General features: G+C 69.8%; 11 protein-coding genes. 5 read left to right on the top strand and 6 right to left on the bottom strand.

Annotated elements, in window-relative coordinates:
- Positions 1-3: 3 nt before the first annotated feature.
- Both EJ903_RS00865 and EJ903_RS00860 read right to left on the bottom strand, forming a co-directional pair.
- The gene (locus tag EJ903_RS00865) at positions 4-2274 is read right to left on the bottom strand and encodes a helicase-related protein (RefSeq protein WP_126611232.1); all 2271 of its coding nucleotides are present in this window, start codon (positions 2272-2274) and stop codon (positions 4-6) included.
- Positions 2271-3089, bottom strand: coding sequence for a TrmH family RNA methyltransferase (locus EJ903_RS00860; RefSeq protein WP_126611230.1), 819 nt, complete (start codon positions 3087-3089; stop codon positions 2271-2273). Before EJ903_RS00860 ends, EJ903_RS00865 begins: the two co-directional genes overlap by 4 nt.
- 398 nt (positions 3090-3487) lie before the next feature.
- On the opposite strand from EJ903_RS00860, the gene EJ903_RS00855 reads away from it, so the two are divergent.
- Both EJ903_RS00855 and EJ903_RS00850 read left to right on the top strand, forming a co-directional pair.
- A complete protein-coding gene (locus tag EJ903_RS00855) occupies positions 3488-4459 on the top strand; it encodes a DUF2061 domain-containing protein (protein ID WP_126611228.1) in 972 nt (323 codons plus the stop codon).
- Positions 4460-4559: 100 nt separating this feature from the next.
- A complete protein-coding gene (locus EJ903_RS00850) occupies positions 4560-5687 on the top strand; it encodes a patatin-like phospholipase family protein (RefSeq protein ID WP_246015045.1) in 1128 nt (375 codons plus the stop codon).
- Between the two features lie 15 nt (positions 5688-5702).
- Here the strand turns inward: EJ903_RS00850 and EJ903_RS00845 are convergent, their stop codons facing one another.
- Together EJ903_RS00845 and EJ903_RS00840 are read right to left on the bottom strand one after the other, a co-directional pair.
- Positions 5703-8831 carry an efflux RND transporter permease subunit gene (locus EJ903_RS00845; RefSeq protein ID WP_126611226.1) on the bottom strand — a complete coding sequence of 1043 codons (3129 nt, stop codon included), beginning with the start codon at positions 8829-8831 and terminating at the stop codon, positions 5703-5705.
- Positions 8832-8836: 5 nt separating this feature from the next.
- Positions 8837-10021, bottom strand: coding sequence for an efflux RND transporter periplasmic adaptor subunit (locus tag EJ903_RS00840; RefSeq protein WP_126611224.1), 1185 nt, complete (start codon positions 10019-10021; stop codon positions 8837-8839).
- A 334-nt stretch (positions 10022-10355) separates the two neighbouring features.
- On the opposite strand from EJ903_RS00840, the gene EJ903_RS00835 reads away from it, so the two are divergent.
- On the top strand, positions 10356-11408 hold the full coding sequence (locus EJ903_RS00835) for a lytic transglycosylase domain-containing protein (RefSeq protein WP_246015044.1): 1053 nt from the start codon (positions 10356-10358) through the stop codon (positions 11406-11408).
- Positions 11409-11550: 142 nt separating this feature from the next.
- On the opposite strand, the gene EJ903_RS00830 is transcribed toward EJ903_RS00835, so the two are convergent.
- Both EJ903_RS00830 and EJ903_RS00825 read right to left on the bottom strand, forming a co-directional pair.
- Positions 11551-11793 (bottom strand): Lrp/AsnC ligand binding domain-containing protein, encoded by a 243-nt coding sequence (locus EJ903_RS00830; protein ID WP_126611222.1) that lies wholly within the window; start codon positions 11791-11793, stop codon positions 11551-11553.
- Positions 11794-11797: 4 nt separating this feature from the next.
- Positions 11798-13438, bottom strand: a complete 1641-nt coding sequence (locus EJ903_RS00825) for a DEAD/DEAH box helicase (protein WP_126611220.1) — start codon at positions 13436-13438, stop codon at positions 11798-11800.
- A 218-nt stretch (positions 13439-13656) separates the two neighbouring features.
- Here EJ903_RS00825 and EJ903_RS00820 point away from each other — a divergent pair, with 218 nt between their 5' ends.
- Both EJ903_RS00820 and EJ903_RS00815 read left to right on the top strand, forming a co-directional pair.
- On the top strand, positions 13657-14211 hold the full coding sequence (locus tag EJ903_RS00820) for an isochorismatase family protein (RefSeq protein ID WP_126611218.1): 555 nt from the start codon (positions 13657-13659) through the stop codon (positions 14209-14211).
- Between the two features lie 43 nt (positions 14212-14254).
- Positions 14255-14965 (top strand): alpha/beta fold hydrolase, encoded by a 711-nt coding sequence (locus EJ903_RS00815; protein WP_246015042.1) that lies wholly within the window; start codon positions 14255-14257, stop codon positions 14963-14965.
- Positions 14966-14975: the final 10 nt, after the last annotated feature.

Raw genomic sequence — 14975 nt, 5'->3', positions numbered from 1 at the left:
CCCTCACCGCCGTTTCGGGCCGAAGCGTTTGCGCGGTGCGCCCCGGAACCCGGCGGCGGGCGGGGGTTCGCGGCGGCGGGCGCGGGAGGACAGTTTTTCGGACAGGCGTTGGCCCAGCGCGTCGCGGGCGGCGCGCACGCGGTCGCGGTCGGGCAGGGCGTCGGGGAATTTGCGCGCGGCCCAGAAATAGAGATCGCAGGCGCGGGAATAGGCTTCCAGCGCGTCGGCCTCCAGCCCGTCCAGCCGGTCGGGCAGCAGGCGGCCCAGCGGCAACACCTCCCCCTGTTCGATGGCGTCGAGGATGGCGGCGAAGACGCGGGCGTCGGCGGCATCCTCCAGATCGGCGGGGGCGAGCAGCAGATCCAGCCGTTGATCCAGCGTCAACCGCCGGGAATCCACCAGCAGCGCCACCCGTCGCAGCCCGGACAGATCGGACAGGCGGAAGGGCGATGCGTTGCCACCACCGCCACCCGAGCCACCGCCGTTGCGGTTCCCGGCGACGAAGCAATCGATCACCAGCCGGGTTTCGGCGGTCCCGACATGGTCGGCCAGCCGGGCCAGCATGGCGCGGGACGGGCGGACCGGCAGCGGCGCGTCGGCGCGCAGGCGGCTGTCGGGCTTTTCCAGCAACTGGCGCAGCGCCTGCGGGGTTCCGCGCCCGATGACGCCGTAAAACCCCTCCTCATGCTGGCCGAACCGCCCGGCGCGCCCGGCGATCTGCTTGATCTCCGTCGCCGTCAGCGGGCGGACGGACGCGCCGTCGAACTTCTCCAGCGCGGTGAACAGCACGCGGCGGCAGGGCAGGTTCATCCCCATGCCGATGGCGTCGGTCGCCACCACCACATCGGCCTCGCCCGACAGGAAGCGCGCGGCCTCGCGCCGACGCACGGCGGGGGCGAGCGCGCCATAGACGGCGGCCACGGTCAGCCCGCGCGCCAGCAGCGTGTCGCGCACGCTGTGCACCTCGCGCCGGGAAAAAGCGATCAGGGCGTCGCCCGGCTCCACGTCCGGCCAATCCAGCCGCTGGGGCAGGGGGGACAGCGGGGCCTTGCGCTCCAGCTCCACCACCTCCAGCGTTTCGCCCAGATGGGCGGCGGCGCGCTCCACCAGCGGGCGAACCTCCGGCGCGCCCAGGATGTAGACGGTTTCGGCGGGCACACCGATCAGGGCGGCGGTCCAGGCCCAGCCGCGTTCGGGATCGGCCAGCATCTGGATCTCGTCGATCACCGCCACCGCGACCGGGCGGTTGGGATCCATCAGTTCGATGGTGGACGCGGTGTGGCGGGCACCGGGGGTGCGGATCTCCTCCTCCCCCGTCACCAGGGTGGTGGGGGTCTGGTCGGCGTTCAGCCGCTCCATCACCTCCAACGCCAGCAGGCGCAGCGGGGCGAGATAGACGCCGTCGCGGGCGGCGCGCAGGGCCGACAGGGCGTGGTGGGTCTTGCCGGAGTTGGTCGGGCCGATCACCAGCACCAGCTTGCGGGTCAGGCCGCGCGCCATCGGGAACAGTCCCTCGAAGCGCGACAGGTCGAAATGGCGGCGGACATAGGCGTGGCCGCGCCCTTCCGCCCGATCGCGCCGCCACTGGTCGTGCTCGCGCTCCCACCGGTCGAGCAGATCGTCGGCGTCCAGCCGGTTGCGGGCGGCGCGGGCCAGCCGGTCGGCGAAGGCGGGAAAGCCCCACTCGTCGGGCGGGTCGCCGATGTCGTCGGCGTAGGCGCGCAGGGCGGCGGCGACGCGGGACAACGCGTCCTCCATCCGGCGCGACAGGGTGGGGTCGCGCTCCAGCCGCTCGGCCAGCGTGGCGTCGTCGAGGTCGTCCAACTCCAGCGCGTCGAGGCTGCGGCTGACCTGAAGCCGCACCGGCGTGGGCAGGCCGGGCCACTGGAGCGCCTCCTCCCGCACGGCGCGCACGCGGGTGCGGTGATCGGGGACGCTGTGGTCGGCGGCCAGCAGCGCGGTGCCGCGCCCGGCCAGCGCCCGGCGCCCCTGCGCCAGCAGCGCGTCGCGCCGGTGGGCGCGGTCGATGCGGCCCTGAATCTCCAACAGGATGGCGGCGCGGCGGTCGGCGGGAACCAGCAGGTCGCGCTTGCCCTTGGGCAGCGGCAGGCCCAGCGCCACCAGCCCACGGCCCTCCGCGTCGGTCATCCGCAACAGCCCGGCGGCGGCCAGCGTCGTCACCTCCGGGTGAGCCATGGCGAGGTCATGGACCAGATGCGGGTCCGCCTCGGGGCCGTCCGCGTCGGGTTTGTCCGTGGTGCTGGGGTCGGTCATGGCCGCTCCTCCGGCGCGTCGCTGGCGCAATGGTGCAGCACGATGCCGCTGGTGGTGGCGACGTTCAGGGAATCGAAATCGCCCGCCATGGGAATCCGCACGCTGCGGGCGCGGGCCAGCAGGGCGGGCGGCAGGCCCGGCCCTTCCGACCCGAACAGCAGGGCCGCGCGCCGGGGCGGGACCAGACGGGCCAGCGTTTCGCCCCCCGACGGGCTGAGGGCCACCGCCTCGAACCCATGGGCGTCGAGCAGGGCGAGCGGATCCTCCCCCGCCGCCAGCCGGGCGGTGGGGACCAGCAGCGTCGCCCCCACCGACACCCGCAGCGCCTTGCGGTAGAAGGGATCGCAGCAGCCGGAATCCAGAATGACGCCGTCCGCGCCGAAGGCGGCGGCGTTGCGGAAGATGCCGCCGAGATTGTCGTGGTTGCCGATGCCAAACAGCATCACCACCCGCGCCCGGGCGGGCATGGCGGCCAGCAGGGCGTCGGCGCTGGGGCCGGGGGCCTGTTCGCCCAAGGCCAGAATACCCCGGTGCAGCGGAAAGCCGACGACACGGTCGAGCAGCGCCTGACCGGCGGTGTAGACCGGCGTGTCGGCGGGCAGGCGGGCCAGCAGCGGGGCCAACGCGTCGGCCCGCTTGTCGGCGATCAGCAGCGACAGCGCCCGATGGCCGGTGGCGGCGACCAGACTGCGCACCACCACCGCCCCTTCGGCGATGAAACGCCCCTCGCGCCCGACCAGATCGCGTTCGCGCACGTCGCGGTAGGGGGCGATGCGCGGGTCGTCGGGGTCGTCGATGGGGATGAGGATCGGCACGGGTGGGCGGCCTTTGACGCGCGGGGGCAGGGTGGGCGCGCCATGCTTAGACCATTCCACCCCGCCTTTCCAGCCGCGCGGGCCAGATCGGCGCGGGGGTGATCGGGGTGGCGTTGATCGGGCAACAGGCAGTTGTTGGGTAAAAAATGGGCGTGGATCGGGTCTCTGCGGCAATAACCGCAAGCGTTGATGATGGCTGTGCGTGAGTTGTCGCCGTGGAAAACAATCACGGATCAGCGCGGGGGCGAGCAACAGCGACGTCACCTTTTGCCGTGCGGGAAAATCCGCGGATCGTCAACAAATCTTGTTGTGACGGACCCGCCGGTTTCTGCGATGCTGCGAATCGTTTGCGACCTTGACCGTGATGCCGGAGAGCGACCGTGCGCCCAACCCGTCCGATGCGTGTGCGTTCCCTTCTGTTTGGCGCGGCTTGCGCGCTGGCGCTGCTGCCGCTGGCGGCGGCGGTTGCGGCGGATGCGCCGCTGCTGGACCCGAACAGCCTGTTGAGCGGCGGCGTCACCGTGGACGGCAAGCAGGTGCCCTTGCCCGAAGGCGATTGGCGGCTGACCGGGCGCGCCATCCATTCCCCGGCGGGTTTCGACAAGCCGGGGGCCGTGACCAGCCTCAGCCTGGTGCGCCTGCGCGACGGGGCGGTGGACGCCACCGCGCTGATCCAGGTCGCCAGCCCCGGGGCCGATCCGTTGTGGGGCAAGGCCCCGGCCTGCGAGCGCAGCGATCTGCCGCTGGCCCGCGTGCGCTACGCCTCCGACCATGACGGCTCCTGCGCCTGGGTCAGCGTGGTGGCCGGGGCGGAGGGCGAAACGCTTGATCCTGCCTGGACGCAGAGCCTGGGCGAGGCGCAGCGCCAGGGCTGGCGCGTGCCCGAGCGGTGGGCCGCCGCCGCCTTTCGCGTCACCGACCCGCGCGACGCGGTGCAGGTCCGCTATGCCTTTGCCGGTTCCCCCGACACCCCCCCGGTCACGCCCGACGAGGGGTGGGTCAACAGCGCGTGGGATCAGATCGAACGTGGCTTCCGCAACCGGCTGGCCACGGGAACGGGCCTGCCCGACTGGGCGTCGACCACGCCACCCGCCGCGCCCACCCCGGCGGCGGTGGAGGGGCCGGAGGGCGGGGGATGGAGCCGGGCGGTGTGGAAGACCATCACCTTTCGCGGCATCGTCACCACGCTCGATTTCTCGACCAACTACTGGGTGATCGGCGACGCGGTGGCCGCCGCCGGTCTGTCCGCCTTCGCCTTCGTCATCGGCCCCTTCGTCTACATCGGCCATGAACTGGCGTGGGAACGCTTCGGCGGTCCGGTGGTCCGGTCGGTCGATCTCCCCGGTCTGGGAGCGGATGGGGCGTCCTGACGTTTTCCTGGCCGAACGGCAGCCTTGTCAGGGGCGGGTGGACGGCTCATGCTGCGGTGCGGCATAAGCGGGAGCCGTCTTCGCGGGGGAGTGTCCGGTCGTGCCGATCCTCAAACGTTTCTGGCAGAGCCTGCGGCACCGCGTCACCGGATGGGATGGGGGCTGGGACGCGGCTTCCGTCCGCCCGTCCGGACCCGCCGCCTTGCCCGCGCCGACGCCGGAACCGCAACCGCCGCCGCCCCGCACGTTGGCGTTGGCGCTCCAGGGCGGCGGCGCGCATGGGGCCTTCACCTGGGGCGTGCTGGATCGGTTGTTGGAGGAGGAGTCCTTCGCGCTGGTCGGTCTCAGCGGGGCCAGCGCCGGGGCGATGAACGCGGCGATGCTGGCGCAAGGCTGGGCGCGCGGCGGACGCGCCGGGGCGCGGGCCGAGCTGGATCGCTTTTGGGAGCGCATCAGCGCGGCGGGGCAACTGGGGCCGATCCGTCCCGGCCTGTCGGCCCGCCTGTTCGCCCGCTGGGGGGAGCGGATCGCCAGCGACCGTTGGAACGTCGATCACGCCTTTGGCAGCCATCTGGTGGAATGGGCGCGGCGCTGGGTCTCGCCCTATCAGACGCAAGGGGCGGAGACCCACCCGCTGCGCCCGCTGTTGACGGAGCTGGTGGAGCCGGAGCTGATCCGCGAGTCGGGCCTGCGCCTGTTCATCAGCGCCACCAGCGTGCGCAGCGGCGGGTTGCTGCTGTTCGATGAAACGCAGATCGGGGTGGATCACCTGCTGGCCTCGGCCTGTTTGCCGCACCTGTTCCGCGCCGTGTCCATCGACGGAGTGGAGTGCTGGGACGGTGGTTACGTCGCCAACCCGCCGGTCGTGCCGCTGGTCGCCGCCTGCGCCGGGGCGGATGTGGCGGTGGTCACGATCAACCCGCTGACCGCCCCCACCACGCCCGAACAGCCCACCGCCATCGCCGCCCGCCTGAACCAGATCACCTTCAACGCCCCGCTGCTCACCGAACTGCGCGGCCTGATCGCCCAGCCCGACGCCCCGCGCCTGCATCTGATCGAGGCCGACACCGCCCTGCGCGATCTGGGCGTCTATTCGAAGCTGGTGACGGACTGGGCCTTTCTGTGCTGGCTGCGCGAAACCGGGCGTCAGACGGCGGAGCTGTGGTTGGCCGCCAACCGCGACGCGGTCGGCCAGCGCGCCACCCTGCGCACCGCCGCCTTGTCGTAAACGGGGGGAGGCCCGTCACTCCGCCGCCGCGTGGCTTTGCGCGTCGGGGTCGGCGTGGGCGAACCAGCGCTTGGCCCGGCGCGACAGCGCGTCGAGGTAGGTCATGATGACCGGGACCACCAGCAGCGTCAGGATGGTGGAGGAGATCAGGCCGCCGATCACCGCGTGGGCCATGGGCGCGCGCTGCTGCGCCCCTTCGCCGATGCCCAGCGCCAACGGGATCATGCCGAAGATCATCGCCATGGTGGTCATCACGATGGGGCGCAGGCGGATGACGCCCGCCTCGATCAGGGCGGCGCGCAGGTCGCTGCCCTTGGCCTGGGCCTGGTTGGCGAAATCGACCAGCAGGATGGCGTTCTTCGTCACCAGCCCCATCAGCATGATGAAGCCGATGGCGCTGAAGATGTTCAGCGTGGTCCCGGCCACCAACAAGCCGAGGAACACCCCGATCAGCGACAGCGGCAGCGACACCATGATCGCCAGCGGTTGCAGGAAGCTGCCGAACTGCGAGGCAAGGATCAGGTAGATCAGGATGACCGCCAGCGCCAACGCCTGCGCGGCGTAGCTGCTGGTCTCGGCGATGTCCTTGGTGGAGCCGCCGAAGACGATGCGGTAGCCGGGGGGCAGGCTGATGGAGGCGATGGCCGCCTGCAAATCCTTGCCCGCGTCGCCCGCCGCCCGGCCCTGGACGTTGGCGCTCACATTGACCTCGCGTTGCAGGTCGCGGCGGTTGATCTGCGACGCCCCCAGCGTGGTGTCCACCCGGCTGACCTGCGCCAGCGGGATCATGCGCGGCGCGCCGTTGGCGTCCGTCCCGCCGGACAGATAGACCCGGTCCAGATCGGGGCGGCCCACCCGGTCGCCCTCCGGCAGACGGACCTGCACGTCATAGCTTTCGCCGTCCGGGGCCTTCCAACTCGACACCTTGTCCCCGGCGAACAGCGGGCGCAGGGTGGCGGCGACCTGCGCGGTGCCGATGCCCAGATCGCTGGCCAGATCGCGGTTCAGCCGCACCGACAGGGTCGGCTTGGCCGCCTTCAAACTGCTGTCCACATCGACGAAGCCGGGAATCCGGCCCATGGCGGCGGTGACGTGCTTGGCGATGCGGTCCAGCTCGCCGATGTCGCGGCCCTGGACCGAGACCTGGATTTGCTTCTGCACGCCGCCGACGCCGGGGATGCCGATGCCGATGGTGATGCCGGGGATCGCGGCCAGCCGGGCGCGCAGCAGCGGCGCGAGGTCGCTGGGCGAGCGTTTGCGCTGGTCGATGGGTTTGTAGCGCAGGAACAGGCTGCCCCGGTTGCGCCCCACCGACACCCCGGTGTTCACCGTGGCGTAGGTGTAGGCGATTTCGGGAAATTCGCGCACCGCCGATTCGATCTGCCGCATCTTCGCGGCGGTGTAGTCCAGCGAGGATCCCACCGGCGCCTCCACATCGATCACCTGTTCGCCCAGATCGGCGGCGGGCACGAACTCCACCCCGATGCGCGGGACCAGCAGGAAACTGCCGACGAAGCTGCCCAGCGCCAGCACCAGCACCAGCCAGCGCCAGCGCAAGGCCCAGGCCAGCGCCCGGCCATAGCCGTGCGACAGCGCGTCGAACCCGCGTTCGAAGGCGCGGGCGAAGCGGCCGAACGGGCCGTTGCCATGCCGCCCGTGCGCGGCGGGGTCGTACCACAGGCTCGACAGCATCGGGTCGAGGGTGAAGGACACGAACAGCGAGATCAGCACCGCCGCCGACACGGTGATGCCGAATTGCAGGAAGAACCGCCCGATGATGCCGCCCATGAAGGCGACAGGCAGGAAGACGGCGACGATGGTCAGCGTGGTGGCCAGCACCGCCAGCCCGATTTCCGATGTGCCGTCCAACGCCGCCTGCCGGTGGCCCTGGCCCTTGCCCAGATGGCGCATGATGTTTTCGCGCACGACGATGGCGTCGTCGATCAGGATGCCGATGGCCAGCGACAGCGCCATCAGCGTCATCACGTTCAGGGTGAAGCCGAAGGCGGCCAGCACGCCGAAGGTTCCCATGACCGCCACCGGCAGCGTCAGCGCGGTGATGACCGTGCTGCGCCAGGATCCCAGGAAGATCATGACGATGACAATCGTCAGGACGCCACCCTCGACCAGCGTCTTTTGCACGTTGTTCAGCGAGTTGGTGATCCCGCGCGAGGTGTCGCGCACCACCTCCATCGTCACGTCGGGCGGCAGGCCGCCGCCGGTCTTCAGATCGGCGATGGCGCGGTACAGGCCGCGCGCCACCTCCACCGTGTTGGCCCCCTGGACCTTGACGACATCCACCGCCAGGGCGGGCGCGCCGTTGAACAGGGCGAGCGAGTCCTGCTCCTCCTGCCCGTCGATCACCTCGGCGACCTGCCCCAGACGCACCGGCGCGTTGCCCCGGCGGGCGACGATGAGGTCCAGCAGTTGGCGCGGCTCGCTGACCCGGCCATCGACCTGCACCACCCGTTCGGCCCCGTTGCCCGACACCGTGCCCGCCGGGCGGTCCTGGTTTTCGTTGGACACGGCGCGGATGACCTCGTCAACGCCGACGGTCAGCGCCTCCAGCCGTTCGGGCTTCAGGCGGATTTGGATCTGCCGCTTCACCCCACCGGCGATGGTCGCCTTGCCGACGCCGCGCACATTCTGCAAGCGCTTCAGGATCGTCTGATCGGTCAGAGTCGTCAGATCGCGCAGGGTGCGCAGATCGGATTTGACGGCGATGGACAGGATGGGCTGATCGTCCGGGTTGAAGCGGGTGATCTGCGGATCCTTGACGTCGGTGTTGAAGGTGGCGCGGATGGCGGAGACCTTTTCGCGCACGTCCTGCAACGCCTGGGTCGAGGCGGTCTTCAGGTCAAACTCGGCGATGACGACCGACTGGCTTTCGTAGGAGCGCGAGGTCAGCGTCTTGATCCCCGCGATGGTGTTGACCGCGTCCTCGATCGGGCGGGTCAGGTCGGTTTCCACCGTTTCCGGGCTGGCCCCGGGATATTGGGTGGAGATGACGATCACGGGGAAATCGACGTCCGGGAACTGGTCCACGCCCAGACGGTTGTAGGAAAACAGCCCAAGCACCAGCAGGGCCACCATCATCATGGTGGCGAACACCGGGTTGTCGACGCTGATGCGGGTGATCGGCATGGCGCTCAACCCCCGATGACGGTGACGGCGCGCCCGGCGGTCAGGCCGGGCAGGTTGCCGGTGACGACGCGGTCGCCCTCCGCCAGACCATCGACCTGCACCAGATCACCGCGCGCCCACAGGCCCCGGCGCGTCACCGCCCGCCGTTCCGTCCGGCCATCGGCGGCGATGACCAGCACGAAATCACCCTGGCCGTCGGCGCGGACCGCCACCGGGGGCAGGGCGACGGCCCGTTCGGCCTCCTGCACCAGCACCTCGCCGCTGGCGAACATGCCGCCGCGCAGCGATCCGTCGGCGTTGTCCACGCTGACATAGACGGGGATGGCGCGCGACCCGGCCTTGGCCATCGGGTTGATGCGGGCGATGCGGCCGGGGAATCGCCGGTCGCCAAACCCCTCCACCCGCAGATTGACCGGCTGGTCGGTGCGCAGGCGCGCCACCTCGTCGGCGGGAACCGTGGCTTCGACCTCCACCCGGCTGAGATCGACGATGGTGAACATCGGCGCGTTGACCGCCAGATTCTCGCCGGGATGCACCGACCGGGTGGCGACCATGCCGTTGATCGGGCTGAGCACCACGGCGTCGCGCAGCGCCTTGCGCGCCAACTCCACCTGCGCGCCCAGCGCGGCGACCTGCGCCTGTTGGAATTCGAAGCTGCTTTGCGCCTGATCCAGATTGGTTTCGGACACGATGTCGTTGCGGCGCAATGTGGCGCTCTTGGCGCGCGTCTTGGCCGCCAGATCCAATTGCGCCTTGGCCCCGTCCAGATTGCTGAGCTTTTCAGTCAGCTTGGCGGTGAGGTCGGCGGTGTCGAATCGGGCCAGCGCGTCGCCCTTGCGCACCGGCTGGCCTTCGCGCACCAGCACGTCGGTCAGCTTGGCCGCCACCTCCGACTTGACGGAGGACTGCTCCAATGGGGTGATGGAGCCGCTGAGGCGCACGGTGTCGGCCAGACGGCGGGGGGTGACGCGCGTCACCTCGATGGCCGCCAGCTCAATCGGGCGTTCGGCGGCGGGCGTGGCCGGGGCTTGCGGGGCGGTGGCCGCCGCCTCTCCCGCCAGCCGGGCGCGCCACACCGCCCCGCCGCCGAGCGCCAGCGCCACCAGCAGCAGAAGCCACACCCAGCGGGATCGCCGCCGCGCCGCCGGTGCTGCGTTGCGGGGAACGTCGTGCGTGGTCGGCGAGGTCATGGTGGGCGTCCTGCGTTGGCGGTGGCCAACCGGCGAGACCGGCGGCGGCGCGTTTTACCCGGATAAAAACCAAAAGGCAAGAAACTCCATTGATTAGGTGTGATACGAAGCTTGCGTCAAGCTTGCCGCGCGCGCGGCGCACGCGCCCGGCGGAATCCGTGTCGTGTGACGCAATGTCCGAGATTTGATGAAATAGCCATGCACGCATGATCTCGTGCGAAAAGCGGAAGTCTTCGCGTGTCCTGGTGCCGTTGTCGCTTGACACTGGCGCACGCTGCACCGACAAAGCTCATCGACCTTTGCTTCACAGCGACACCACCGGGGATCTGTTCTCGTGAAACATCGTTCTCTCGCGACTCTTCCGACGATTGGTGCTTTGGTGTGTCTTGCCTTCGGGCTGGCGGGCTGTGCGACGGACGGCACGCAGGGAACCGGAAGCGGGACGGTGGAAACGGCCTATGTGCCCGATCCCAAGGATCCGCTGGGCCGCTGGGTTCCGCTGATTCGCGAGGCGTCCGAACGCTACGACATGCCGGAGAAATGGATTCGCGCGGTCATGATGCGCGAGAGCAACGGCCGGGCGACCAGCAGCAGCGGCAAGCCGCTGACCAGCTCGGCCGGGGCCATCGGCCTGATGCAGGTGATGCCCGGCACCTATGAGCTGATGCGCTTCCAATACGGCCTGGGGCCGGACCCGGCGGACCCGCGCGACAACATCATGGCGGGCACGGCCTATCTGCGGCAGATGTATGATCTGTTCGGCGCGCCGGGCTTCCTGGCCGCCTACAATTGCGGCCCGGCCTGCTACGCCAGCCATCTGGCGGGCAAGCAGCGGCTGCCGCGCGAGACCAAGCAGTACATCGCCGCCCTGACCCCGGTTCTGCGCGGGTCGGCCCCGCGCACGCCGTCGCAATCGGCGGGGGCCTCGGCCATCGAGATCGCCGTCGTTCCCAACGACGCGCCCAAGCCGCAGAAGGGCGAAGGGCAGGTGGTGGTCGCCATGGCGGTCCCGGAAGCCGCCCCGGTCGCCAAGACCCCGGAACGCACGGAAACCACCGTGGCGGTCAACACCGGCGTGACGGTTGCCAGCGCGCCCGCCGACACCGCCCCGGCCAAGCCGGTCGAGCCGCGTCCGGTGGTGGTTGCCAAGGCCGAGCCGCCCGCCGCCGCGCCGGTGCCGAAGCCCGCCCCGGTTCAGGTGGCCGCCCTTCCGGCCCCAGCCCCGGCGCGCAGCGTCGAAACCCAGGTGGCCGAGGCGCTGCTGGCCCCGCAATCGGTCGCCGCCGGTCAGCGCGTGGTCATCCGCTTCATCTCGCAGACCGCCAAGGGCTGCGGCAGCCTGACCGGCAAGGGCAGCATGTGCGTGGCGTTGGCCCCGGGGTCGTAACCGTCACGCAAGCGCGCGGGCTAACGCGCGCAAGCACGAGCGGCCAAACATGAAAAGGGCGCTTTCCGGTCGGGAAAGCGCCCTTTTTCGTGACCATCACCGCCAGCCCTGTCGGGCGCAGCGGTTTGACTGTTGCGTCCGCTTACGCGAACGCCTTGTACGCGATCAGCGTGAAGGTGTCGCGCACGCCGGGCAGGGTCTGGACATGGTCGGTGACGAACCGGCCGATGTCGTCCTCCTGCGTCAGATAGCATTTCATCAGCAGATCATATTGGCCGGAGATGGAATGCACCTCCGACACCGCCTCGATCTGTTGCACGGCCTGATCGGCAACGGCGTAGGCCTTGCCCAGCTCGCACTTGACCATGATGAAGATGGTCTGCACCGGCTCAATCCTCTTGCGACGACTCGATGGCGGTGTTGGTGGAGGCGTCGGCGGTGTTCTCCACCACCTCCGTCACCACGCGCGGGCGGGCCGAGCGCAGCATGAAGGCGGGCATGTGATCGCCAAAGCCGATGATGACACCATCATCATCGTCCTCGTCGCGCCGACGGCTGCGGTTGCGGTCCCGGTCGCGGCGGTTGTCGCCGTTGTTGCGGCGGGCTTCGGCAGCGGCCAGCGACTCGCGCGGCTGGCGCTCCTCGCGCTGGGGACGGTCGTCGCGTTGCGGACGATCCTCACGCTGCGGACGCTCGGCCCGTTCCTCGCGCTGCGGGCGTTCGGCGCGGTCTTCGCGGGCGGGGCGTTCGGCCCGTTCCTCACGCTGGGGACGGTCAGACCGTTCCTCGCGCGCCGGACGCTCGTCGCGACCACCACGGCCACGCTGTTCCGACCGTTCCCGACCGGAATGACCGCCACGTCCACCACGGCGGGGACGCACGGCATCCTCATCGCCAAACTCGACCGTTTCGAGACCGTCGACGGCGATCATCGGAATCTCCCGTTTGATGAGGCGCGTGATCGCGCCGACCAGCTTGACGTCGTCCGGGCTGGCCAGCATGAAGGCGCGCCCCTGCTTGCCCGCCCGCCCGGTGCGCCCGATGCGGTGGACATAGTCGTCGGCGCTCAGCGGCACGTCAAAGTTGAACACATGGCTCAAGCCCTGCACGTCGATGCCGCGCGCGGCGACGTCGGAACAGACCAGGAGGGAGATGTCGCCCTTCTTGAACAGTTCCAGCGTTTCGGTGCGCTTGGACTGCACCATGTCGCCGTGCAGCGCGCCGACGTTGAAGCCGTGCCGTTCCAACGACTTCTGCAACACCGCGATGTCGCGCTTGCGGTTGCAGAAGATGAAGGCGTTCTTCACATCCTCGGTGTTCAGCAGATGGCGCAGCGCCTTGCGCTTGTCCATCTCGTTCACCAGGACCATGGCCTGCGTCACCGTTTCCGCCGGAGAGGCGGGCGGGGCGACCGTCACCTCCTTGGGCTGGGTGAGGAAGGCGTCGGCCAGACGGCGGATCTCCGGCGGCATGGTGGCCGAGAAGAACAGGGTCTGACGGGTCTTCGGCAGCTTGCTGACGATCCGCTCGATGTCGGGGATGAACCCCATGTCGAGCATGCGGTCGGCCTCGTCGATCACGAAGATCTTGATGTCGTTCAGCATGATGTTGCCGCGCTCGAACAGGTCGATCAGACGACCCGGAGTCGCGATCAGCACATCGACCCCACGGTCGAGCTTCTTGACCTGATCGGAGAAGTTTTCCCCGCCGATCAGCAAGGCCATGCTGAGCTTGTTGTATTTGCCGTAGGTTTCAAAGCTTTCGGCAACCTGCGCGGCCAGTTCGCGCGTCGGTTCCAGAATCAGGGATCGGGGCATGCGCGCGCGGGCGCGGCCCGATGCCAGAATGGAAATCATTGGCAGCGTGAAGCCAGCCGTTTTCCCGGTGCCGGTCTGCGCGCAGCCGAGCACATCCAGGCCTTGCAGGACACAGGGAATCGCCTGTTCCTGAATGGGCGTCGGCTGGGTGTAACCCTTGTCCTCGATGGCACGCAGGACGTCAGGGCCGAGCCCAAGTTCCGAAAAGAGCATCCAACCTGTTTCTGCTTTGGGGTTCGCAAATCGAGCGAACAACGCTCGACGCTTAGACAGTGCCGCAGAATAGGTAATCGCGGCCTCATGTCAATAGACGCCCGCATTTTGGGCTGAAAATAAAGGGATTCACGCGCGCGGTTGGCGAACATTCGCCTGTGGGATAGGCTGATGGGCCGAGCGGCGCGGTGCCGTTCCTCAGGGAAAAGTGTGCAGCCATGATTCTCCGCGCCGAAGAGTCGGTTTTGGTCGTCGTCGACGTGCAGGACCGCCTGTTGCCCGCCATCCACGACTCCGCCCGCGTGCTGCGCACCGTCACCACGCTGCTGACCGGGGCCGGGCTGCTGGGCGTGCCGGTGATCGTCACCGAACAATACCCCAAGGGGCTGGGTGGGACGGTGGAGTCGGTGCGCGCCGCGCTGCCCGCCGGAACCCCGACCATCGAGAAAATCACCTTCGCCTGCACCGGCGAACCCGCCTTCAACGCGGCGTTGGACGCCCTGGCCGCGTTGGGCCGTCGCCAGATCGTCGTCTGCGGGACGGAGGCGCATGTCTGCGTGCTGCAAACCGTGCTGGGGCTGCGGCAGGCCGGACGGTCGCCCTGGCTGGTCGGCGACGCGGTGTCGTCGCGCACGCCGGAGAATCACGCCGCCGCCATCGCGCGGATGAGCGCGGCTGGGGTGCCGGTCGTCACCACCGAAATGGCGCTGTTCGAATGGATGGAGCGGGCGGGAACCCCGCAGTTCAAGGCGGTCAGCGCGCTGGTGCGCTGATCGGTGCGCCGCGTCGACGGCAAACGGACAGGATGAGCTGACGATGAGCACCCCCTCCCGAACCCCCTTGATCCTGCTGCCCGGCATGCCGCTGGACGCGGCGCTCTGGGCGCACCAGACCCGCCATCTGGCCGACATCGCCCTGCCGATGGTTCCGGTGTTGAGCGGCGAGGATTCGATCGCCGCCATGGCCGCGCGGGTGCTGGATAATGCCCCGCCGCGCTTTGCCGTGGCCGGGCTGTCGATGGGCGGCTACGTCGCCCTGGAGATTCTGCGCCGCGCCCCGGAGCGGGTGGAACGGTTGGCCCTGCTCGACACCAACGCCCGCGCCGACACGCCCGAACAGACCGCCACCCGGCGCGAGGCGATGGCGCTCGCCCGGCAGGGAAAATACCGGGCGGTGATGCAGGCGGGCCTGGCGCGGCTGGTCCACCCCGACCGGCTGGCCGACCGCGCCCTGATCGACGATGTGCTGGCCCAGATGGAGCGGGTGGGGGTGGACGGGTATCTGCGCGAGCAGACCGCCATCATCACCCGGCCCGACAGCCGCCCCGGCCTGTCGGCCATCGCCTGCCCGACGCTGGTGCTCTGCGGCCGTCAGGACGCGCTGACCCCGCCCGTCCTGCACGCGGAAATGGCCGAGGCCATCCCCGGCGCGCGTCTGGTCCTGATCGAAGAGTGCGGCCACCTGTCCAGCCTGGAACAGCCGGTGGCGGTGACGGCGCTGCTGCGCGATTGGCTGCTGCGCCCCTGACGCCGGGTTG

Origin of the sequence: Azospirillum griseum (assembly GCF_003966125.1) — a bacterium.
In the GTDB taxonomy this organism is placed as follows: domain Bacteria; phylum Pseudomonadota; class Alphaproteobacteria; order Azospirillales; family Azospirillaceae; genus Azospirillum; species Azospirillum griseum.
This window is presented reverse-complemented; position numbering and strand designations above follow the sequence as displayed.